We start from the raw sequence: 19,182 nt of genomic DNA on the forward strand, positions 1-19,182 counted from the left end.
GTGCGGCGCGCTGTCGGGTCGCGGCGAACGCGAGAAGATCGGTCGATCCGAGTCGGACCGTCGCGTCAGTCCGAGATGAACTCGTTGTCGCGCCAGTTGACGCCGCCGTCGCCGTCGCCCGCCCCTTGCGGGCTCTCGACGACCTCGATGCTCGCCGGGCGCGGCTCGCCCTCGACGATCCGAGTGGCCTCTAGCTCGCCGTCCTCCTCGGTGATCGCGGTCAGGGTCCCCTTCTCCGAGCGGGTCGCGATCTCGCGGAGGACCAGGAACATCGGGTACTGGAGCGCGGAGTTCTGGAGGACCGTCTCGCGGTCGCCCTTGAAGCAGGCGAACTCGACGAGCTCGGAGGGGATCTCCTCCTCTTCGTCGTCCATCCACTGCGGGCCGCCGGCGCGCGGGGGCTCTTCCTCCCACACGCGCGTCTCAGTGACCGACGCCTTCAGCTGGGCGGTCGGCGTGTACTTGCTGATCGACTCGTCGTCGGACAGGGCCTTGATGATGAGTGTGTTGTTTCGACGCGTGATGTCGATGTCGTCGATCTCCGGGGGGAGGTCGGGATCTTCTTCGAAGTACGTCTCCACGTCTTCGAGTGGCAGTTCGAGCGTCGAATGAAGTCGGAACACGCGGCCTGTCATTGTTGGTTGGGTGAAGTGGGTCGAACCGATCGGCGCGGCGGCAGCGGCGACTGCTGCACCTGCCCCATCTACGGTCCGTGGGTTTATATCGCCTGCCCTTCGACATCCGAGGATCGGGTGCGAAGCGCATCGGGACGACGCGGCGCCGAACGCCCATGGAACGCCCCTTCGGCGGACCGAGACGGGTGTCGGGGCGCGCGGAGGGCGCCGACTACTCGGCGCCCAGTTCGGCGGCCAGCTCGCCGCGCTCGTCGAGCTCGGCGAGCACGTCGCTCCCGCCGACGAACTCGCCGTCGACGAACGTCTGCGGGATCGTCTCCCAGCCACTGTGCGACTCCAGCGCCTCGCGGTAGTGCGGAAGCGCCGGCAGCACGTCGACAGTCTCGAACTCGTCGACGTGCTGGCCGATCAGCTCGACGGCGCGCTTCGAGTAGCCGCACTGCGGCATCAGGCGGTTCCCCTTCATGAAAAGCACCACGTCGTTGTCGGCGATCGTCTCCTCGACGCGGGACGCGATCTCGTCCGGGTCGGCGTCGGTCTCGGGTTGGAACGTCATGTGCCCCGGTACGCGCCCGCGACGCAAATGGGTTCCGCACGGGATCGGCGCGACGACGGTGGATTCAGTGCAGGATCGGCGCGACGGCGGTGGATTCAGTGCAGGATCGGCGCGACGGCGGTGGATTCCGTGCGGGATCGAGCAACGACGCGCCGGGTCCCCGGGCGTTTCGCCGGGCCTCACTCCTCGCGGTCGACGCGGACCACGTCGACGAGCGAGTACACCGGGACCCCGTCGATCTCGTCGTACCCGCGTTTGTCGACCAAGACGACGCAGGCGACGGGCTCGCCGCCCTGCTCGCGGATCGCCTCGATCGACTCGCGCATCGTCGTCCCCGAGGTGATGATGTCGTCGACGACGTAGCAGTCGCGGTCGCGGATCGCGGCGAAGTTCCGGGAGAAGCCGCCGCCCTGCTCGTCGATGTCCCCCTCGTCCCACTGGTGTTTCGCGGGCGCGTACGTGCCCAGGTCCGTGTCGAGCTGGTTCGCGACCGCGGTCGCGAGGGGCGCGCCGGCCTTCTCGACGCCGACGGTCAGGTCGACCTCCTCGCCCTGCTTGGCCAGCAGGTCGGCCATCGCGCTTGCCGCGTACCGGAGCCGTGTCGAGTCTCGACCGAGGGCCGACCAGTCGACGTGGATGTCGGCGGTCGACGCCGACGCCGCGGCCTCGGCCGCCGCGTCGTTGCCGCCGCCGCGCTCGACGAGCCAGCTCGCGGTCTCCCGGGAAACGTTCAGCTCGTCGGCGATTTCGCCCTTCGAGAGGCCGTGTTCCGCGAGCTCGGCCGCGCTGTCTATCAGGTCGTCAACGTTCTTCATATGCGCCGAATTCGACCGCCGTTTTAATAGTCGTGTCGTCATCCGCGAACGCGGCCTCGAAGTCGTCGAGCCCGTGCACGCCCGTGACGAGATCGTCGAGGAACGCGTCGGAAAGCCGGGACAGCGAGTCGACGGCGGCCTCGAAGTGTTCGTAGCCGGAGTTGACGCTCCCGACGAGCGCCTTGTTGTGGAGGACGAACTCGCGGTGGAGCCGCCCGCCGTCGACCTCGAACTCCCAGTCGCCGGGGACGCCGAGCAGCGCGCCGACCCCGTTCGGCGCCAGCGCCTCGATGGTCTCGAAGGCGTGGGGCGCGTAGCCGGTCGCCTCGAAGACGAAGTCCATCGGCTCGTGGGCCGCCGAAACCGCCGGCACCGGCGTCTCGTTGGAGTTGACGTACGTCGCGCCGAGCGACTCGATGATATCGATCGTCGGGTCGGGTCGCTCGCGGCGCCCGAGACAGTAGATCCGGTCGAACTCCTCGTCGAGGGTCGCCACCGTCAACAGCCCGAGCGAGCCGTTGCCCAGGATTAGCGCCGACTCCGGCTCCCAGTGGAATGCCGACCGGCTGGCGTAGGCGTGCTCGATCGCCTTCTCCGCGATCGAGACGGGCTCGACGAGGAACCCCCACTCGGCCAGCGCCGGCGGGATCTCGACGAGGAACTCCGCGGGGCTGGTGAAGTACTCCGCCATGAACCCGTGGGCGCCGACGATGCCGCGCTCGTGGTATCGCCCCTCCGGCGCCATGTCCGGTTCGCCGCGCGCGAAGTACTCGTTGGCCCCGTTGGGCGGTCGCCGGACCGTCGGCACGACGATGTCACCGACCTCGAACGGGGTGTCGTTCGGCTCCTCGATCACGCCGACCGCCTCGTGGCCCAACACGAGGTGGTCCTCCCCCTCCGGGGAGCCGCCGTGTCCCCCGGAGATGACCTCGTGGTCGGTCCCGTCGACGCCGACCCGAAGGGTCCGCACCAGCGCCTCTCCGGGCGCCGGCTCCGGTCGCGGCTTCTCTGTCACGACCGGTTCGTCTGTCCCGTCGTACACGGCGATGGCCTTCATGTAACGGCCTTGGCGGCCAGCCACCAAAAGATTTCTTTTATTCTGAGTAAAGACTGTTCGCTCAGTCGACCGCGGGTTTTTCGTCGTCGGCCGCCGGATCGCCGCCGTGTGCACGCTCACGCTCGCCTGGCGGACGTTCGGTGACGCGCCGATCGCGCTCGCGGCGAACCGGGACGAGGCGCTGGACCGCCCCTCGGAACCGCCGGCCCTCCGTGGGAGCGATGGCGGGGACGGCGGCACCGCGGGCAGCGACGACGCCAGCTACGTCGCCCCTCGGGACGCCGAGGCCGGAGGGACGTGGATCGGGCTCTCGGCGTCCGGGGTCGTCGCCGCGGTCACGAACCGCTGGCTCGACGCCGACCGCGAGGGAGACCGGTCCCGCGGGCTGCTCGTCCGGGACTGCCTGGAGGCCGACTCCGCGGAGGACGCCGTTCGCGCCGTCGAACGCGACCTCGAAACCCGGTCGTACGACGGCTTCAACCTCGTGCTTGCCGACGCCGCCGCGGCGTTCTGCCTCTCGTACGACGGCGGACTGGCGATCACCCGCCTCGACCCCGGCGTCCACGTCGTCGGCAACGTCGGCGGCGTGGTCAACGGCACCGAGCGCTTCGCGATCCCTGACCGGCGACGGGAGTTCGGCGCGGAGCGCGCCGACAGCGCGCGGGCGGTGGCGGCCGAGACGGCGCCCCGACCAGGAGAGTCGGGCGCGGCGTGGCTCGACCGTGCGAGCGCGACGCTCGCGGACCACGAGTACGGCGCCTGCCTCCACGGCGACGGCTTCGGCACGCGGTCGTTCACACGGATCCGGACCGCACCCGACCCGGAGGCGACCGCCGAGTTCGCGTACGCGGACGGTCCGCCCTGCGAGACGCCCGCGGATCCGGTGTCGCTGCCGGCAGGGTTCGGATCGGGTGCGGCGGGTGACTCTCAGTCCACCGAACGAGATGGATCGGCGTAGCGGCGACGACGGCGCGGAAAGCCAGTTTTAAGCGACTCGCGGGCGCCCGATACGGTATGAGCGTGTCCGAACTCGAGGCCGACCTCTCGGAGGACGAACACGCCGGCCTCGAACTCATCCGCGAGACCGGTGGCATCCACCAGAGCGACTTCTGGAAGGAACTCGACGTCTCCTCGCGGAAGGGGAGCCGCATCGCGGAGGCGCTAGAAGAGTCCGGGCTCATCCAGCGCTCGGACACCGTCTACGACGGCCACAACACGTTCTACCTCGAACCCGCGCCCCGCGATCTGGACTTCTCGCTTCTCATGGCCGGCGACATGCTCTCGCCGTTCATCGGCGAGGAGGAGGTCGACGCGCAGGCCGACGCCTTCTCGCAGTGGATGATGAACCTCGCGTACGAGGAATACTGAACCGCCCGCCGACTCGCGTACTCGACTGCTGACTCGCGTTCTCGCCCGCTTTACACCCCCGTTCTCTCCCGCTTTACACCCCGTTCTCGGATTCGATCACGTCGTCGTCGACCCGTCGGATGCTCTCCGCCAGCCGTGAGCCGTCGGGCACGGCACGCAGAAAGGCCTCGGAGCCGAACGGCGCGTCCCCGTTGACCGACACCATCCCGAGGTCGGCGGGGTCGCCGTCGAGCCCGGTGAGGAACGCGACGGTCCGCACCGCGGGCACGTCTTCGACCCGCGCCGCCGGGTCCACGGAGCCGTACAGCGACCGGTGGGTCGCGACGTGGTAGACGCAGGTCGGGGTCGGCGCGAAACAGAGCAGGAACCGCGCGCCCGGCTCCGTGCGCCCGAGCTTCGGACGGAGCGCGTGGCTCTCGTCGGCGTGGAAGTACCGCTCCATCCGGCGGTACTGGCGGAGGACTTCGTTGGCACCCGTCGCGCGTCGCACGGCCGCGTCGCCCTTGAGCTCGATGACGTGGTCGACGCGCTCCGGCGTGCGCACGCGGACGTACACGTCGACGACCCCGCGGCGCTCCGCCGCGTCGTACGGCTCTTCCAGCCGGATATCGGGGTCGTCGTGGACGGTCGAGTAGTGGTCGACCACGCGCGTCGCCAGCTCGTCCTCCCGCATGGGTCGACCACGGAGGCGGCCGCGAATAAAGGCGCCGACGGCGAGGCGGCTCGCCGGGCGACCCCGACGAGCGGTTCCCGTCTCCCGGGATTCGTCAAGGGGTTTGTAAGGCTCGAACCCGTAGCGGAGAGCGATGTCTGACAGACTGTCTAGGCGGCGGTACGTCGCCGGAACCGGAGCCGCGCTGACCCTTGGAACGCTCGCCGGCTGTTCCGGCGGCGGGGACGGCGGCGACGGGTCGGACGGATCCGATGGATCGGACGATTCGGACGGGTCTGACGGCGGCTCCGGCGGGTCGGGCTCCGACGACGTTCCGAGCGAGATCGACGACTACCTCTCCGACGCCCGGCTGTACGAGGGGACGATCATGGACTACACCGGGGAAGACGAGGTCACCGTCGAGGTCGGCGGCGGCAGCGACGGGCTGGCGTTCGACCCGCCGGCGATCCGGATCGACTCCAGCACGACCGTCGTCTGGGAGTGGACCGGACAGGGCGGCGCGCACAACGTGACCTCCGCCGAGGAGTCCGAGTCCGACTTCGAGAGCGGAAACGCGGTCGACGAGGAGGGCAAGACCTTCGAGCAGTCCTTCGACAACACCGGGATTCAGCTCTACTACTGCACCCCTCACGAGACGGTCGGGATGCTCGGCGCCATCGAAGTCGTCGAGGCCTGACTCGGCCACCGACCGCGGTTCGATTTTTGGCGGACACCGCTCCGGCAGCGACGAGGACACCGCTCCGGCAGCGACGCGGTCAGCCGTCTCGGTCGAGCTCTCGTCGCGCCGATCCGAGGGCTACGGGAGGAACGACCACCGCACGTCGACGATCCGGTCGTGCTCGCTCGTGACGGTCGGGCGCGCGAGGTGGTCGTTCGCGTTGACGCCGGCGTCGGCCAGCCGCGAGAGGGAGTCCTCCAACGTGCGGTCCGAGCGCTCGACGGCCGCGTCGCGGACGTACGGCGCGTCGAGCGGGTCCGACCGGGAGTTCGAGATGTCGATCGCGTCCGTGAGCTCGGCGCCGATCGCGTACGCCGGCTGGTGAAACTTCCACCCGTCCACGTCGAGGAAGAGCCACACGTCGCCGTTGATCGCGTGGTACTCCCCGGAGACACGGGACGGGTCGTGGGCGACGACGCGGGAGAGGACGGCCGTCTTCGTTCGGTAGAGGGCGTCCTTCCGGGCCGAACGGACGTTGCTCTCGGTGAGGTCGCCGCGCTCGTAGGCGGCGGTCGCCTCGTCGGCGAACTGCTTCGCGACCTTGTTGACGACGTACAGCGATTCGAGCAGATCGTCCGTCGGTTCGAGGGGGTCCACGGTGATTCCGGTCGGCGGCTGCGACCGGTGTCAGGTGGGTCCGTCCCGCGGATAGGCGTTTCGGGATCTCCGGGGTCCGCGGTCGGCGTCGCCGTCGATCGACCCGCCGACGCGCTCGGTGTCAGCCGGATCGACGGCCCGCCGAGCCGCGGACTCGTCCCCCGGATGGTTAATTCTTTAAGCATACGGACGAAGGTGGGAGCAAGCAATGTCGGACGATTCGCTCAAACTGTACACGGCGATCTACGTCGCGCTCCTGATTGCCGCGGCCCTCAACTTCGTCCTCTTCGAGGCCGAGTTCCTCAACTTCACCTACGCGCAGGCGTTCGGCGGCACGATGGTGATCGCGACGGTCAAGACCCTGCTCATCGTCGGGTACTTCCAGCACCTCCGGTGGGAGAACCGGTCGCTCAGCTACGTGATGGCGCTCGCGCTCGCGCTCACGATGCTGCTGATGGCCGCCGCAACGTACTCCATCTCGTAGACCGCTCGGCCTCCGTTTTTTTCCTCGTCCGCACGCCGTTCCCCGCTTCCGACCCGTCCCGCCTGTGTGTTTTTTGTAGCCGGGCGCGAATGAGCCGGTATGGATCTCCGACCCGCGACCCTCGACGATATCGACGCGATCCGGACGATCGCGCGCGAATCGCTGATCGCTTCCTACGGCCACGCCGTCGACGAGTCCCTGCTGGCGGAGGCGGTCGACGAGTGGTACGACCCCGACGACCTCGGCGCGGACATCGGCGACGACGACACGGTGTTCCCCGTCGCGGTCGTCGACGAGACGGTCGTCGGCTTCGCCGAGAGCTACGTCGTCGGTCGGCGCGAACGCGTCGGCGAGATCGACTGGCTCCACGTCCACCCTGACCACCGCGAGTCGGGGATCGGGTCCGCGCTCTTGGAACGGGTGGAGTCGGAGCTGCGCGCGGCGGACGTCGACCGCATCGAGGCGCGCGTGCTCGTCGACAACGAGGCCGGCACGGCGTTCTACGAGCGCGAGGGGTACGACCTCGACGGCGAGCGCCCGGTTGAGATAGGCGACGAGCGGTTCGACGAACGGGAGTACCGCAAACAGATCGGACGGCTGACCGGCATCTCCGAGGGCACGTACGAGACGGACGACGGCGAGATCGTCCACGTCGCCTTCGACGAGAGCGACCGCGGCTCTCACGCCCCGTTTTACGTCGCGTACGCCGACGCCGACCTCTCGCAGCGCTACGGCTACCTCTGCGGGAACTGCGAGGGGACGAACGTCGCCATCGACACGATGGATCGGATGGAGTGCCGCGACTGCGGTAACCGCCGCAAGCCGTCCCGGTGGGACGCGGCGTACTGAATCGCCCGCTCGCCGTGCCGACTCACAGCGTCTCTTTCACGCCCAGCACCCGCTCTTCCGCCTCCCGTCCCGGGTCCCACTCGGCGCCGTCGCGGTCGGCCTCCCGATGCTCGGCGACGGTCCGCGCCATCGCCTCGTCGACGGGCGTCGACTCCCATCCGAGATCGGCGAGCGCACACGTGTCGAGCAGGTGCGGGTACTCCCGGTACAAGGCGAAGTCGTCCGGTTCGAGCCCGCCGGCCGCCAGCGCGTCGGCGCTCGCCGCGACGACCTCGCAGTCGGCGCCGGCGGCGTCGGCGATCGCCTCCAGCGTCTCTTCGAGCGTGAGCGCTCGGCGGTCCCCCACGTTGTACGCCCGCCCCGCCTCGCCGCGCTCGGCGACGATCCGGAGCGCGCTCGCCACGTCCTCGACGTACGCCCGGTGCCAGAGGTTCTGCCCGTCGCCCGGGACGACGACGCGGTCGTGGGAGAGCACGCGGTCGATCCAGTAGTCGAGCCGCTCCGTGTAGTCGTACGGGCCGTAGACGATACAGGGACGCACCGCCATCGCGCGGACGCCCTCCTCGGCGGCCGCGAAGACGGCCCGATCGCCCTCTGCCTTCCGGTTCCCGTAGGTCTCCGACGTGTCGTCGGTCGCCTGCTCGGGCGTGCACGGGCGGAGCGCCGTTTCCCCTTCGCGTTTGGGGATCTCCTCGTCGGCGTAGCTCGATCCGGACGAGACGTACACGTACCCCTCCGCGTCGGCGAACACCTCCGTGGCCGTCTCCACGTCGGCCGGCTCATAGGCGACGCAGTCGATCACGACGTCGGGTTCGACCGAGAGCTTCGCGGTCCGGAGGTCCCGCTCGTTCGTGCGGTCCCCCTCGATGTGAGTCACTCTGTCGTCGTCGGAAAACGGATTCTCGTGGGTGCCCCGGTTCAACATCCCGACCTCGTAGCCGTTCGCGAGCAGGTCCGAGACGGTGTGTCGGCCGATAAAGCGAGTCCCGCCGATGACGAGCGCCGTGTCGGTCATACCAGTCATCCGGGCAGCGGACTCAAAAGCGTGGCCGAACCGGAACGGGGCGAGGGAAACGGACGGGACACCGCCTCAGTCGTCGTGCTTCGCGCGCGGCCCGTCCCCGCGCCACCGACGGTACAGCAGGTACGCGACGCCGAGTCCGACGACCCAGCTCCCGACCCCGGCGATCGCGAATCCGATTCCGATCAGGAACTCTCCGGTCGGCACGCCGAACATACCCTCGCTCGGCGTCTCGGCCACATAAACGCTCCGAGGGAGGGGTAGTTTCTCGGCGCTGGCGCCCGTTCCGAACGCCATGAGCGATCCCGAACCGAACCGGCGACGGCCGTGGCTCGCCGCAGCGCTGGCGCTTCTCGTGTCCGGTCTCGGTCACGCCTACCTCAGGCGATGGGCGCGCGCGTTCGGCTGGTACGCGGCGGTCACGGCGACGCTCGTGTTCGTCGTCCCCGACGCGGCGGTCGATCGGGTCGCCGCCGGCGACCGGCCACCGGTCGCCGACATCGCCCCGGCGCTCGTCGTCGTCGCCGCTAGCGTCGTCGACGCGTACGTCCTCGCCCTCCGGAACAACCGCGAGTACGACCGGCACTCGTCGTCGTCGAGCGACGACGCGGCGGACGCGTCCGCCGACCGGAATGCGGAGCGGACGAGCGACGATGAACTCGAACCGCGCGGAGCGGTACCGGACTCGACCACCGACACCGTCTCGTGTCCGCACTGCGGCCGCGACACGGACGCGACGCTCGATTTCTGTCAGTGGTGCGCCGATCCGCTGGAGGAGTAAGCCGCGTCCGAAAAAGGGAACCGAGGCGTCCGCCGCTACCTCAGAAGAGGTAGAACAGCGGGAAGATGAACACCCAGACGATGTCCACGAAGTGCCAGTAGAGGCCGAAGTACTCGATCGGCCGTTCGTCATCGAGGTAGTGGCCCTGATACACCCGGACGAACAGGAAGATGGCGATCAGGAGTCCGATGACGACGTGGATCCCGTGGAGCCCGGTCGTCACGTAGTAGATCGACGCCTGAATCGGGTCGCCGTGGGCGTTGGCGTTGATCGTCACGCCGCGGTCGAAGATCTCGTGGTTCCACTCCCACATCTTGATCGCCAGGAACACGAAGCCGAACCCGATCGTCGCGCCGAGCGAGGCCAGCAGCCCCTGCCGGCTCTTGCGGTGGGCGGCCACCAGCGCGAGGATCACCGTGAACGAGGAGGTGATCAGCACGAACGTGTTGATGAGCCCGGGCAGCGACTCCGTCAGCGGCTCCCACGTCATCCAGCCGGCGTTGTACCGGACGAAGATGGCCGCGGAGAGGAACGCGCCGAAGACGATCACGTCGGAGGCGAGGAAGAACCACATTCCCAGCTTCACCTTCTCGACGCCCTCGAAGGGCCACCGCTCGGCGAACTCGCTGGGCGGCGCGTAGAAGTCCTCCAGCCCCCACTTCACGCCGGACCAGATCATACCGATCAGTCCGACGACGATGAGCACCGGGTACACGGGGTTCGAGATTTCGACTCCCGTCTGGGCCACCGACTCACCCAGGATGAACGTGACCGACTCGCTGAAGCCGGAGAGCCCGAGCAGCAGGATACCGAGCGCCAGCGAGATCGCGAACGGCCAGATGCTCGCGTGGCTCGGGTGTTTGTCCCAGTACGGGTACTCCGTGATGTGCTCTTCGTGGCTGTCGCCGCCGTCGGTCGCAGCGTCGCCGTCGGCGTCGGCCTTCACGGCCGGCCCGCCGTCGGGCACGTAGTCTTTCACGAACTCCAGCTTACCGGAGGCGTACGAGGGGCGGTTGGGCCAGTTCTCGAGCGGCGGGGGCGAGGAGATCGCCCACTCCGCCGTCCGCGAGTAATCCCACGGGTTGTCGCCGGCGGGCTCGCCGGAGACGTAGGACTTCGCGAAGTTGTAGAACATGATGAAGAACGACAGCCCGAGGACGAACGCCCCGATCGTCCCGAACTGGTGGTAGATCTGGAACTCGGGGTTGTACTCGAACACCCGGCGGGGGGTCTCCCAGCCGAGGAACATCGAGAAGTAGACGGCGTTAAAGCCGATGAAGAAGACGACGAAGTGGATCTTCCCGAGGAGCTCGTCGTACATCTTCCCGGTCACCTTCGGGAACCAGTAGTAGGCCCCGCCGAACAGCGCCGTCGCACCGCCGAACATCACGTAGTGGAAGTGCGCGACCACCCAGTAGGTGCCGCGGAACTCGTAGTCGAGCACGATCGCGCCGAGGAACACCCCGGTGATGCCGCCGAGGATGAACAGCAACAGCGCCCCGAACGCGAAGAGGAACGGCGTCGTGAACTGGATGCGGCCCTTGATGAGGGTGTAGATCAGCGAGAACACCACGAGGTCGAAGGGCAGCGAGATCCCGATGGTGGTCGCCATCATCAGCGTCTTGATCTCCAGGTTGATCGTCGTCAGGAACATGTGGTGCATCCACACGAGGAACGACTGGACCGAGATCAGACAGATGGCGATGATCACCCACTTCCGGCCGACGAGGCGCCGCCCGGAGAAGGTCTGGAACAGCTCCAACATGACCCCAAGCGCCGGGAAGAAGACGATGTACACCTCCGGATGGCCGAAGAACCAGAAGAGGTGCCCCCACAGCAGGGAGCCGCCTTCGGTTGCGGAGAAGTAGACACTCCCGAGCACGCGGTCGGACGCGAGGATGAGGCCCACGGCGAGCAGCGCCGCGAACGCGAACAGCATCATCCACACCGTGGCGAGGATGGACCAGGTGAACATCGGCATGTCCATGATCCCCATCCCCTCGGCGCGCGAGTGGTGGATGGACGTGAGGAAGTTCACCGTCGACGCCGTGATGCCGACGACGAACATGAACAGCGCGAGCACCGCCCCGGTCGACCCGATGCTCGGCGTGTACATCGGGATGTTGAGCGGGGCGTACATCGTCCACCCGGCGTCGAGCGTCCCGCCCTGGAAGAAGCTGATCCCCAGCAGGATGCCGGAGAACAGGTACATCCAGTAGGAGAGCGCGTTCAGGCGCGGGAACGCGAGGTCGTCGGCGCCGATCTGCAGCGGCACGAAGTAGTTCGCGAAGCCGAACCCGAACGGCGAGAGGAACCAGAACACCATGATCAGTCCGTGCGCGGTGACGGCCTCGTTGTACGCCAGCCCGGAGAGGATCTGGCTCGTCGGGTCCCACAGCTGCATGCGGATCAGCAGCGCGAGGACGCCGCCGAACAGCAGGAAGAACAGCGCGGTGATCGTGTACAGGATGCCGATGTCCTTGTGGTTCGTCGTGACGAACCAGCGCTTGACGGAGGTCGTCGGGGGAAGTTCGCTCATGCGCTCACACCTCCGATGGCGGCGGCGTTAACGCTCGCGGCGCCGTCGACGCTCGCGCCGCCCTCGACGTTGGAGGAGTCGCCGTCGGTCCCCTCGTACCACGTCTCCCACTCGTCCTGCGGGATGACGGTGATCTGGCCCTCCATCGCGGAGTGGCCGGGACCGCAGAGCTCGAAGCACTCGACCGTGAACGTCGCCTCGCCGCCCTGCGCCTGGACTTCCTCGGAACTGACGGAGAACCAGTTGGTGTTGGTGTCTCCGGGGATGGCGTCGGACTTTATCCGCAGCTCCGACGAGCCGAAGTTGTGCCACACGTCCCGTGATGTCACCGAGATGTCGATCCGCGTATCGGCGGGCACGACCAGCTCACCCGTCTCGGTGTGGCCGTTCGGGTACTCGTAGTCCCAGCCGTACTGGTACCCTTCGACGACGATCTCGATGTTGTCCTCGTCGGCGTCCGGTCCGTCCTCGACGTAGAGGAGGATCCCGTACGCGTACACGACGAGGCTGATGACGACGATCGCGCTCAACCCGAACGACAGGAAGAGCTTCTTGGCTTTCGGACCGCCCTGTCCCGTCGGGAGCTCGCCGACCTCCGGCGCGTCGAAGCCCTCCTTCGGCTCGCCGCCGTCGTCGCGGTACTTGTACACGTTCCACAGCGTGTACGCGACGACGATGGTTCCGATGAGGGTCCCTAACGCGAGGAAGACGAAGAAGATCTCGTCGAAGACCTCCGCCTGCGCGCGCCAGTCGCTCCCCTGTTGCAGGATAAGTGAATCTATCATGTTCGTCACTCTGCTCTTGTACCCACCTTAGCGAAGGCGCACTTAGCTCTTGTGTAGCGGAGCGAGAAGCGCCCCACGTGGCGACCCGCAGAGTCACCTTCAGCGGGGCGTGTCGACCGGTCGCCCCGAGCTGCGACGGAGCGATGGGGAGCCGATCGACGGAACACCCGGAAGTCGATCGGCCGAACATACGAAGGCTATTTGTACGCGGGAACGGACCGCCTAACAACGAACTCACCATGGTCTCACTCACGCTCTTGAGCACGGCACTGATGGGGCTGCTCGTCGTGGCCACCTTCGTCGCCGTCGCGCAGATCGGCGGACAGCGAACCGCTCCCGGCGCCGGATCGACCAGCAGATACGACGCGGTGGTCGCGACCCTCGGCGACGTCGCCCGGACGCCGGCGGTCTGGGCGGTCGCGTTCGTCGCCGTCACGGTCGGCATCGGCGCGGTCGCGGTCCTCGCGGTCGGCAACTTCGGACTGCCCGAAGGGCTCTCCGGGAGTCTCCTCACCGCCGTGTACGCCGCGGTCGGCCTCCTGTTGACCGGCTTCGTCTTCCTCGGCGCGTACTTCGGCACTCGCGGCCGCGGGCTCGGAAACGCTCACGGCGTCGCGGCCGGCTCGTTCGCGGCCGGGCTGGTGTTCCTCGTGCTCATCGCGGCCCAGCTGCTCGTCGGGATCATCGGATAGTCGTCGGATAGCGCTTCTCGGCCGATCGGTCCTCTCCCCGCACTTCCGTCTTCTCTGGACTCCGAGCGAAAGCTGTAACTTCGGTGTGGATCGTCGTTTCGAAGGAACAGTCTCGTTTTCGAACCGCCCGCTCCCGACCGCCGCTCGGTGGGTCAGGCCTGATCGGTCAGACGGCGATGAGGGCTGGCCGGTCAGGCGACGGCGACGCCGTTCCGCGCGAGGTAGTCGCTCGCGGCCTTGATCTCGACCGGACTCCCGATGATCCGATAGTGGTCGTCGCCCTCGACCACCGTCACGGTGAACCGCTCGCGGACGCCGTCCCGAAGTCCGTCGAGCGCGCGGCGCGGGAGGACGATCTGCGTGCTGTCACGGAGGCTCGACGGATCGGGCATTCGACGTGTCGACTCTCGCGGTAAACGGGTATAATCGTGTCGAAAGTTTGCCGAATCGACGCCGCGGTGGGGCCGTGGATCGCGGCCGGTTCGCGTATCGAGTGCGCGCGAGCGGCGCGGCCTCCAGAAATCCGGACCACTGAGGGGAAGCGCTGAGGTCGCGAGCCGGAAGGAACACCTTTAACGAGACGACCGGCCGACTGTACGCCAATGGGACTGGAGGAAGAGATCGAGGACCTCCGCGAGGAGATCGCCGAGACGCCCTACAACAAGTCCACGGAGGCACACATCGGGCGCTTGAAGGCGAAGCTCGCGGAGAAAAAGGAGAAGCTGGAGAACCAGTCCTCCGCCGGCGGCGGCCACGGCTACGCGGTCGAGAAGCACGGCGACGCCACGGTCGCCTTAGTCGGGTTCCCGAGCGTGGGCAAGTCCACCCTCATCAACGCCCTCACCAACGCCGACAGCGAGGTGGGCTCCTACGAGTTCACCACCCTCGACGTGAATCCCGGCATGCTGCAGTACCGCGGCGCGAACATCCAGATCCTCGACGTGCCGGGCCTGATCGAGGGCGCCGCGGGCGGCCGCGGCGGCGGGAAGGAGGTGCTCTCCGTCGTTCGGACCGCGGACCTGGTGGTGTACGTCCTCTCGGTCTTCGAGATCGAGCAGTACGACCGCCTGAGCGAGGAGCTGTACAACACCAACATCCGCCTCGACACGGAGCCCCCGAACATCAACATCCGGAAGACGCACAAAGACGGGATCGGGGTGACCATGAGCGATGACGTGAGCCTCGACGAGAACACCGTCAAACAGGTCCTCCGCGAGTACGGCTACGTCAACGCCAAGGTGACGATCCCCCACGACCTCACGATCGACGAGCTGGTCGACGCCGTGATGGACAACCGGGAGTACCTCCCCTCGATGGTCACCGTCAACAAGGCCGACCTCATCGACAGGGACTACCTCCCGACCGTCGAGGCGGAGCTCCGCGAGCGCGACCTCGACCCCGACGACGTGATCTTCATCTCCGCGGAGATGGAGCGCGGGCTCGACGGGCTCAAAGAGCGGCTCTGGGAGGAGCTCGGACTCATCCGGATCTACATGGACAAGCCGGGCCGCGGCGTCGACTACGAGGAGCCGCTGATCCTGTTCGAGGGCGACACGGTCGGCGACGCCTGCACGAAGATCGGCGGCGAGTTCGACGAGCGGTTCAAGTTCGCCCGGGTGTCGGGACCGAGCGCGAAACACGACGATCAGCAGGTCGGCAAGGGACACGAGCTGGCCGACGAGGACGTGCTCCGGATCGTCGCTCGGAAGTAGACTTTTAAATCCGCGTCGGGGGAGTGATCGCTTGCGATTTCCGCCGTTTGATTATAAATAACGGATAGGAAATCAGCGAGGAACACCGCAAAGCCCCAGGTGGTCGATACAACGGGTGGGAAGGAATAATTACTCCGGAACCGGGCAATTCACACACTTACGTAGCGGCCGTGTCAGTCCCGAGCGAAGCGACGCAATAGAATTTCCTCGATCGGTGTTCGGTGGATTCGACTAAACTCTTTTATAAACTCATCCGTACGTATTTCTATGGAATGGTCCCCGAACAGGCGGTTACAGTTGTGGATCGTGCTTTCGTTGTCGGTGTTACTTCTGACGACGCTCGCGGCTGCGCTTGCCGGCGGAATCGTCGTGTTCTTCGTCGCGGTCACTCTGTGGACCCTCGGCGGTAGCGGAGCCGACCTCTTTACCGGGGACATACGTACTGTGTTGGTCATCTCCGTATCAGGCATTATTTTGAGTGCCCTGTTGTGGGGTGAGCGTAACGCACCCGACCACGCAATCGCGATTACCGGTGCACAGCGAGTGTCGGAGGGGGAGTATCCGGAGCTGCGTTCGACCGTTCGCAACATCGCACACCAGGTTGCCGTCCCGGTCCCCACGATCTACGTGGCACCGACGGAGACGCCGATCTCACTGACCACGGGTTTCACCGCCCGTACGTCTCGGTTAGTCGTCAGCGAGGGGCTGCTGGACGCGCTTGAGGAGCCGGAGCTACGCGCAGTCGTCGCGCACGAAGTTGCTCACGTCAAGAATCACGACGCCGCGGTCATGACTTCCGCGACCCAGCCGGTAGCCGCCGCCGAACGCGTCACAGAGCTACTTCGCGGTCCGACGACTGGAATCAAACACGGCGTCGTCAGCCGTGCGGATTACACTGACGCCGTTCTCTCCGTCGGTCTCACGCTTGTCTTTCCGCTCTGGATACTCTCTCGGTTACTGTCGTCCTCTTTCGCCCGTACGCGTGAGTTTGCTGCCGACCGCGGGGCGGTTGCGATCACCGGTGAGCCAGCAGCCCTCGCGTCGGCGCTCAAGACAATCGATAGCTCGCTCGACGAGCGCCCAACCACCGATTTCCGACGAACATCGATAGCGGCCTTCGCAATCGTTGAGCCGGATGCGGTTGATCCGGCAGGGCGTCTCGCAGGGTTTACAAGATTCAAACGTCGGCTGTTCTCGACGCATCCACCGACGAGGGCACGAATAGAACGGCTCGAAGCGGATTACGAAAGGTTCAGCAAAGCCGAGTAACTGACAGCAGATCGGCGGTGAACGCCTCCAAAGCCCCCGGTCGCTTGGCTGTTCGTGATCGGTTTCGCCGAGAGTACCCCCGTGACTGAGATCGCCGAAGCCCCAGTCGCGACGGCTCGCGCGCCTTGCTGTGCTCCTCGCTCGTTCGCGTTTCTCACTCGCTGCGGTGCTTGCTGCGGCGTGCTTCGCCCTCGCGACTGCCCCTTCGAGTCCCACCCCTGCGACCGCACAGCTCCTCACACCTCCCCAGCCTCGTCAGTCGCCGTCGCTTCGCTCCGGCGACTGACTCCCTCGCGCGGCGCTCCTCGGCCGCGATGCGGCCTCGGAGGCGCGCGCCGACTGAGGCTGGAAACGAATCCGCCGTGGCTGTTGTCGTTCACCTCACCGAGTCCGACCGAAAGGCGCTTTTCGCCCGGCCGCGACCCACCACCATGATCACGGTCGCGCTCGCGGGCAAGCCGAACGCCGGCAAGTCCACCTTTTATACCGCCGCCACGATGGCCGACGTCGACGTGGCCAACTACCCGTTCACGACGATCGACGCCAACCGCGGCGTGACGCACGTCCGCACCGAGTGCCCCTGCCTCGACCGGGAGGAGCGGTGCGGCAACGAGAACTGCCGCGACGGGAAGCGGTACGTCCCCGTCGAGCTCCTCGACGTGGCCGGGCTGGTGCCGGGCGCCCACGAGGGGAAGGGCCTGGGCAACCAGTTCCTCGACGAGCTGACGAACGCGGACGTGGTTCTCAACGTCGTCGACGCCTCCGGCGCGACGAACGCGGAGGGTGAGCCGGTGGAGGTCGGCGCCCACGACCCCCTCGACGACGTGGACTTCATCGAGGAGGAGATGGACCTGTGGCTCGCGGGGATCGTCGACCGCAACTGGGAGGGGGTCGAGCGACAATCCCGCTCGCCGGACTTCGACCTGGAGGCGGCGGTCACCGACCTGCTGACCGGGTTCGGCGCGACGGAGCACGACGTGACGGCCGTCCTCCGCGAGCTGGAGTACCCCGACGACCCGAAGGCGTGGACCGGAGAGGACCGCGAGGCGCTCGCGCGGGCGATCCGACGCCGGACCAAGCCGATCGTCGTCGTCGCCAACAAGGTCGACGCCGCGCCCGAGGGGGCGATCGACCGGCTCCGCGAGGGGACGGACAAGCCGGTGGTCCCGGCCACGGCGGACGGGGAGCTCGGCCTGCGCCGCGCCGCGGAGGCCGGCGTCGTCGACTACGACCCGGGCGACGAGGGGTTCGACGTGGTCGGCGACGTCTCCGACGGCCAGCGCGAGGGGCTGGAGGCGATCCGCGGCGCGATGACCGAACACGGCGGGACGGGGGTCCAGACCGCGCTGAACGCGGCGGTGTACGACCTGCTCGACCGGATCACCGTCTACCCCGTGCAGGACGCCTCGAAGTGGACGGACGGGACCGGGAACGTCCTCCCCGACGCCTTTCTCCTCCCGTCGGGCGCGACCCCGCCGGACCTCGCGTACGCGGTCCACACCGACATCGGCGAGGGATACCTCCACGCGGTCGACGCGCGCTCCTCGCGCCGGATCGGCGAGGGCCACGAGCTCTCGGATGGCGACGTGGTGAAGATCGTCTCGACCGCGGGGCCGTGAGGGGGGAAGAGGGAGACCGCGACGCCGGGGGCGGCGCCGCAAACGGGGGCGCCGCGAACGGGGCGCGCGTCCCGTGAGACCGACAGGCACATGCGGATCCGCTGAGAGGGACCGGTAGATGCTCGGGCTGGAACACGACTTCCGGATCGTCGACACCCGCGCGACGCTCGACCCCGACGAGTCGTCGGTCGCGACCCACGGGCGGGACGTCTCCCCCGAGCTGCTGGAACGCGAGATGCTCCAGGCCGGCGTCGTCCGCGCGGTCGCGAGCCCGGGCCGGCGAGCGGCGGGGCAGAGTTACCTCCGCGCGAACAACGCGGTCGCGCGGCTCTCGATCGACCGCCCGTTCGTCGCGTTCGCCCGGCTTAACGGTCCCCGGGATCCGGGGAGCGGCCCCCTCTCCGCGGTCAGGAACCTCCGCGCGGAGCGCGACGACCACCACGCCCGCCCCGACGACGTCGAGCAGTACTCCTACGACGACCGGTTCCACGGGTTCACCCTCGTCCCGCACGCCGACGGCCTCCCGAACGAGGACGTGCTCGCCCGGCTGGAGGACGCCGACCTCCCCGTGATCGTCCACGCCGGCAGGGAGTTCCCGCCGGAGGCGGTCGAGCGCGAGCTGCTCGGCTACGACATGCCGGTGGTGCTCGCCAGCTTCGGCGGCTACCCCCTCGACGCCGACCTGATGAACGAGACGCTCGACCTGTTGGAGGTGCACGACCGGCTGTACGTCGAGACGAGCGCGGTGCGGTACCGCGAGGTGCTCGAGCGCGGCGTCTTAGAACACCCCGACCGCGTCCTCTTCGGCTCCGGGGCGCCGGACGTACACCCGAACGTCGGCGTGATGGAGGTGCTCACCCTCGACGTCTCCGAGGACCTGATGCGCCGCGTGTTCGCGAAGAACCCCGCACGGCTGATCCCCGCGCTCGCCGAGGGCGCCGACGTCTGAGTCGTCCCCGTCCCCTCGGCTCGAGACGGTAGTCACTTGGCGCGCCGCCGCCGACCCGGCGAC

Annotated in this window: 22 protein-coding genes; 11 read left to right on the plus strand and 11 right to left on the minus strand. The window is 67.7% G+C overall.

The window, feature by feature from the left end:
- Positions 1 to 65: 65 nt before the first annotated feature.
- From JIN95_RS03890 to JIN95_RS03905, 4 genes are all read right to left on the minus strand, one after another.
- On the minus strand, positions 66 to 635 hold the full coding sequence (locus tag JIN95_RS03890; RefSeq protein WP_095636609.1) for a hypothetical protein: 570 nt from the start codon (positions 633 to 635) through the stop codon (positions 66 to 68).
- Positions 636 to 846: 211 nt separating this feature from the next.
- Positions 847 to 1,191, minus strand: a complete 345-nt coding sequence (locus JIN95_RS03895) for a glutaredoxin family protein (protein WP_095636610.1) — start codon at positions 1,189 to 1,191, stop codon at positions 847 to 849.
- Between the two features lie 179 nt (positions 1,192 to 1,370).
- Positions 1,371 to 2,006: a transcriptional regulator GfcR gene (gfcR, locus tag JIN95_RS03900; protein WP_095636611.1), complete on the minus strand. Its 636-nt coding sequence runs from the start codon at positions 2,004 to 2,006 to the stop codon at positions 1,371 to 1,373.
- The gene (locus tag JIN95_RS03905) at positions 1,993 to 3,063 is read right to left on the minus strand and encodes a glucose 1-dehydrogenase (protein WP_200530560.1); all 1,071 of its coding nucleotides are present in this window, start codon (positions 3,061 to 3,063) and stop codon (positions 1,993 to 1,995) included. The genes gfcR and JIN95_RS03905 overlap by 14 nt, the downstream gene beginning before the upstream one ends.
- A 106-nt stretch (positions 3,064 to 3,169) precedes the next feature.
- Here JIN95_RS03905 and JIN95_RS03910 point away from each other — a divergent pair, with 106 nt between their 5' ends.
- Both JIN95_RS03910 and JIN95_RS03915 read left to right on the plus strand, forming a co-directional pair.
- Positions 3,170 to 4,021, plus strand: a complete 852-nt coding sequence (locus JIN95_RS03910) for an NRDE family protein (protein WP_095636613.1) — start codon at positions 3,170 to 3,172, stop codon at positions 4,019 to 4,021.
- Between the two features lie 56 nt (positions 4,022 to 4,077).
- The gene (locus JIN95_RS03915) at positions 4,078 to 4,431 is read left to right on the plus strand and encodes a MarR family transcriptional regulator (RefSeq protein WP_095636614.1); all 354 of its coding nucleotides are present in this window, start codon (positions 4,078 to 4,080) and stop codon (positions 4,429 to 4,431) included.
- 73 nt (positions 4,432 to 4,504) lie between these two features.
- On the opposite strand, the gene JIN95_RS03920 is transcribed toward JIN95_RS03915, so the two are convergent.
- Complete coding sequence (locus tag JIN95_RS03920; RefSeq protein WP_200530561.1) at positions 4,505 to 5,104, minus strand: hypothetical protein; 600 nt, start codon at positions 5,102 to 5,104, stop codon at positions 4,505 to 4,507.
- 133 nt (positions 5,105 to 5,237) lie between these two features.
- Here JIN95_RS03920 and JIN95_RS03925 point away from each other — a divergent pair, with 133 nt between their 5' ends.
- Positions 5,238 to 5,780 (plus strand): halocyanin domain-containing protein, encoded by a 543-nt coding sequence (locus JIN95_RS03925; RefSeq protein ID WP_200530562.1) that lies wholly within the window; start codon positions 5,238 to 5,240, stop codon positions 5,778 to 5,780.
- A 120-nt stretch (positions 5,781 to 5,900) separates the two neighbouring features.
- Here JIN95_RS03925 and JIN95_RS03930 read toward each other — a convergent pair whose 3' ends face one another.
- Positions 5,901 to 6,419: a hypothetical protein gene (locus tag JIN95_RS03930; protein ID WP_200530563.1), complete on the minus strand. Its 519-nt coding sequence runs from the start codon at positions 6,417 to 6,419 to the stop codon at positions 5,901 to 5,903.
- A gap of 208 nt (positions 6,420 to 6,627) precedes the next feature.
- Between JIN95_RS03930 and JIN95_RS03935 the strand changes: the two genes are divergently transcribed.
- Both JIN95_RS03935 and JIN95_RS03940 read left to right on the plus strand, forming a co-directional pair.
- Positions 6,628 to 6,903, plus strand: coding sequence for a cytochrome C oxidase subunit IV family protein (locus JIN95_RS03935; RefSeq protein ID WP_095636618.1), 276 nt, complete (start codon positions 6,628 to 6,630; stop codon positions 6,901 to 6,903).
- Positions 6,904 to 7,002: 99 nt separating this feature from the next.
- Positions 7,003 to 7,752: a GNAT family N-acetyltransferase gene (locus JIN95_RS03940; protein WP_095636619.1), complete on the plus strand. Its 750-nt coding sequence runs from the start codon at positions 7,003 to 7,005 to the stop codon at positions 7,750 to 7,752.
- 22 nt (positions 7,753 to 7,774) lie between these two features.
- Here JIN95_RS03940 and JIN95_RS03945 read toward each other — a convergent pair whose 3' ends face one another.
- The gene (locus JIN95_RS03945) at positions 7,775 to 8,767 is read right to left on the minus strand and encodes an NAD-dependent epimerase/dehydratase family protein (protein WP_200530564.1); all 993 of its coding nucleotides are present in this window, start codon (positions 8,765 to 8,767) and stop codon (positions 7,775 to 7,777) included.
- A 75-nt stretch (positions 8,768 to 8,842) separates the two neighbouring features.
- A complete protein-coding gene (locus JIN95_RS03950; RefSeq protein WP_198951524.1) occupies positions 8,843 to 8,989 on the minus strand; it encodes a hypothetical protein in 147 nt (48 codons plus the stop codon).
- A gap of 79 nt (positions 8,990 to 9,068) precedes the next feature.
- Between JIN95_RS03950 and JIN95_RS03955 the strand changes: the two genes are divergently transcribed.
- On the plus strand, positions 9,069 to 9,554 hold the full coding sequence (locus JIN95_RS03955) for a zinc ribbon domain-containing protein (RefSeq protein WP_095636621.1): 486 nt from the start codon (positions 9,069 to 9,071) through the stop codon (positions 9,552 to 9,554).
- Positions 9,555 to 9,594: 40 nt separating this feature from the next.
- On the opposite strand, the gene JIN95_RS03960 is transcribed toward JIN95_RS03955, so the two are convergent.
- Positions 9,595 to 12,093 carry a cbb3-type cytochrome c oxidase subunit I gene (locus tag JIN95_RS03960; RefSeq protein ID WP_095636622.1) on the minus strand — a complete coding sequence of 833 codons (2,499 nt, stop codon included), beginning with the start codon at positions 12,091 to 12,093 and terminating at the stop codon, positions 9,595 to 9,597.
- The gene (gene coxB, locus JIN95_RS03965; RefSeq protein ID WP_095636735.1) at positions 12,090 to 12,878 is read right to left on the minus strand and encodes a cytochrome c oxidase subunit II; all 789 of its coding nucleotides are present in this window, start codon (positions 12,876 to 12,878) and stop codon (positions 12,090 to 12,092) included. The genes JIN95_RS03960 and coxB overlap by 4 nt, the downstream gene beginning before the upstream one ends.
- A gap of 272 nt (positions 12,879 to 13,150) precedes the next feature.
- Here coxB and JIN95_RS03970 point away from each other — a divergent pair, with 272 nt between their 5' ends.
- Positions 13,151 to 13,570, plus strand: coding sequence for a hypothetical protein (locus JIN95_RS03970; protein WP_234699156.1), 420 nt, complete (start codon positions 13,151 to 13,153; stop codon positions 13,568 to 13,570).
- 191 nt (positions 13,571 to 13,761) lie between these two features.
- On the opposite strand, the gene JIN95_RS03975 is transcribed toward JIN95_RS03970, so the two are convergent.
- A complete protein-coding gene (locus JIN95_RS03975; protein ID WP_095636624.1) occupies positions 13,762 to 13,962 on the minus strand; it encodes a hypothetical protein in 201 nt (66 codons plus the stop codon).
- Between the two features lie 210 nt (positions 13,963 to 14,172).
- Here JIN95_RS03975 and JIN95_RS03980 point away from each other — a divergent pair, with 210 nt between their 5' ends.
- From JIN95_RS03980 to JIN95_RS03995, 4 genes are all read left to right on the plus strand, one after another.
- Positions 14,173 to 15,282, plus strand: a complete 1,110-nt coding sequence (locus JIN95_RS03980; protein ID WP_095636625.1) for a GTPase — start codon at positions 14,173 to 14,175, stop codon at positions 15,280 to 15,282.
- Positions 15,283 to 15,549: 267 nt separating this feature from the next.
- A complete protein-coding gene (locus JIN95_RS03985) occupies positions 15,550 to 16,551 on the plus strand; it encodes a M48 family metallopeptidase (protein WP_200530565.1) in 1,002 nt (333 codons plus the stop codon).
- Between the two features lie 431 nt (positions 16,552 to 16,982).
- On the plus strand, positions 16,983 to 18,170 hold the full coding sequence (locus JIN95_RS03990; RefSeq protein ID WP_200530566.1) for a redox-regulated ATPase YchF: 1,188 nt from the start codon (positions 16,983 to 16,985) through the stop codon (positions 18,168 to 18,170).
- Between the two features lie 118 nt (positions 18,171 to 18,288).
- A complete protein-coding gene (locus JIN95_RS03995; RefSeq protein WP_095636628.1) occupies positions 18,289 to 19,119 on the plus strand; it encodes an amidohydrolase family protein in 831 nt (276 codons plus the stop codon).
- Positions 19,120 to 19,182 lie beyond the last annotated feature (63 nt).

Source organism: Halorubrum sp. LN27 (assembly GCF_016635065.1).
GTDB classification, from domain to species: Archaea; Halobacteriota; Halobacteria; order Halobacteriales; family Haloferacaceae; genus Halorubrum; species Halorubrum salipaludis.

Excerpts from the sequence above, each read along its gene's own strand:
- JIN95_RS03890 (WP_095636609.1), bottom strand. The coding sequence starts at position 635 with ATGACAGGCCGCGTGTTCCGACTTCATTCGACGCTCGAACTGCCACTC.
- JIN95_RS03895 (WP_095636610.1), bottom strand. The coding sequence starts at position 1,191 with ATGACGTTCCAACCCGAGACCGACGCCGACCCGGACGAGATCGCGTCC.
- gfcR (WP_095636611.1), bottom strand. The coding sequence starts at position 2,006 with ATGAAGAACGTTGACGACCTGATAGACAGCGCGGCCGAGCTCGCGGAA.
- JIN95_RS03905 (WP_200530560.1), bottom strand. The coding sequence starts at position 3,063 with ATGAAGGCCATCGCCGTGTACGACGGGACAGACGAACCGGTCGTGACA.
- JIN95_RS03915 (WP_095636614.1), top strand. The coding sequence starts at position 4,078 with ATGAGCGTGTCCGAACTCGAGGCCGACCTCTCGGAGGACGAACACGCC.
- JIN95_RS03920 (WP_200530561.1), bottom strand. The coding sequence starts at position 5,104 with ATGCGGGAGGACGAGCTGGCGACGCGCGTGGTCGACCACTACTCGACC.
- JIN95_RS03925 (WP_200530562.1), top strand. The coding sequence starts at position 5,238 with ATGTCTGACAGACTGTCTAGGCGGCGGTACGTCGCCGGAACCGGAGCC.
- JIN95_RS03935 (WP_095636618.1), top strand. The coding sequence starts at position 6,628 with ATGTCGGACGATTCGCTCAAACTGTACACGGCGATCTACGTCGCGCTC.
- JIN95_RS03940 (WP_095636619.1), top strand. The coding sequence starts at position 7,003 with ATGGATCTCCGACCCGCGACCCTCGACGATATCGACGCGATCCGGACG.
- JIN95_RS03945 (WP_200530564.1), bottom strand. The coding sequence starts at position 8,767 with ATGACCGACACGGCGCTCGTCATCGGCGGGACTCGCTTTATCGGCCGA.
- JIN95_RS03950 (WP_198951524.1), bottom strand. The coding sequence starts at position 8,989 with ATGTTCGGCGTGCCGACCGGAGAGTTCCTGATCGGAATCGGATTCGCG.
- JIN95_RS03955 (WP_095636621.1), top strand. The coding sequence starts at position 9,069 with ATGAGCGATCCCGAACCGAACCGGCGACGGCCGTGGCTCGCCGCAGCG.
- JIN95_RS03960 (WP_095636622.1), bottom strand. The coding sequence starts at position 12,093 with ATGAGCGAACTTCCCCCGACGACCTCCGTCAAGCGCTGGTTCGTCACG.
- coxB (WP_095636735.1), bottom strand. The coding sequence starts at position 12,878 with ATGATAGATTCACTTATCCTGCAACAGGGGAGCGACTGGCGCGCGCAG.
- JIN95_RS03970 (WP_234699156.1), top strand. The coding sequence starts at position 13,151 with ATGGGGCTGCTCGTCGTGGCCACCTTCGTCGCCGTCGCGCAGATCGGC.
- JIN95_RS03975 (WP_095636624.1), bottom strand. The coding sequence starts at position 13,962 with ATGCCCGATCCGTCGAGCCTCCGTGACAGCACGCAGATCGTCCTCCCG.
- JIN95_RS03980 (WP_095636625.1), top strand. The coding sequence starts at position 14,173 with ATGGGACTGGAGGAAGAGATCGAGGACCTCCGCGAGGAGATCGCCGAG.
- JIN95_RS03985 (WP_200530565.1), top strand. The coding sequence starts at position 15,550 with ATGGAATGGTCCCCGAACAGGCGGTTACAGTTGTGGATCGTGCTTTCG.
- JIN95_RS03990 (WP_200530566.1), top strand. The coding sequence starts at position 16,983 with ATGATCACGGTCGCGCTCGCGGGCAAGCCGAACGCCGGCAAGTCCACC.
- JIN95_RS03995 (WP_095636628.1), top strand. The coding sequence starts at position 18,289 with ATGCTCGGGCTGGAACACGACTTCCGGATCGTCGACACCCGCGCGACG.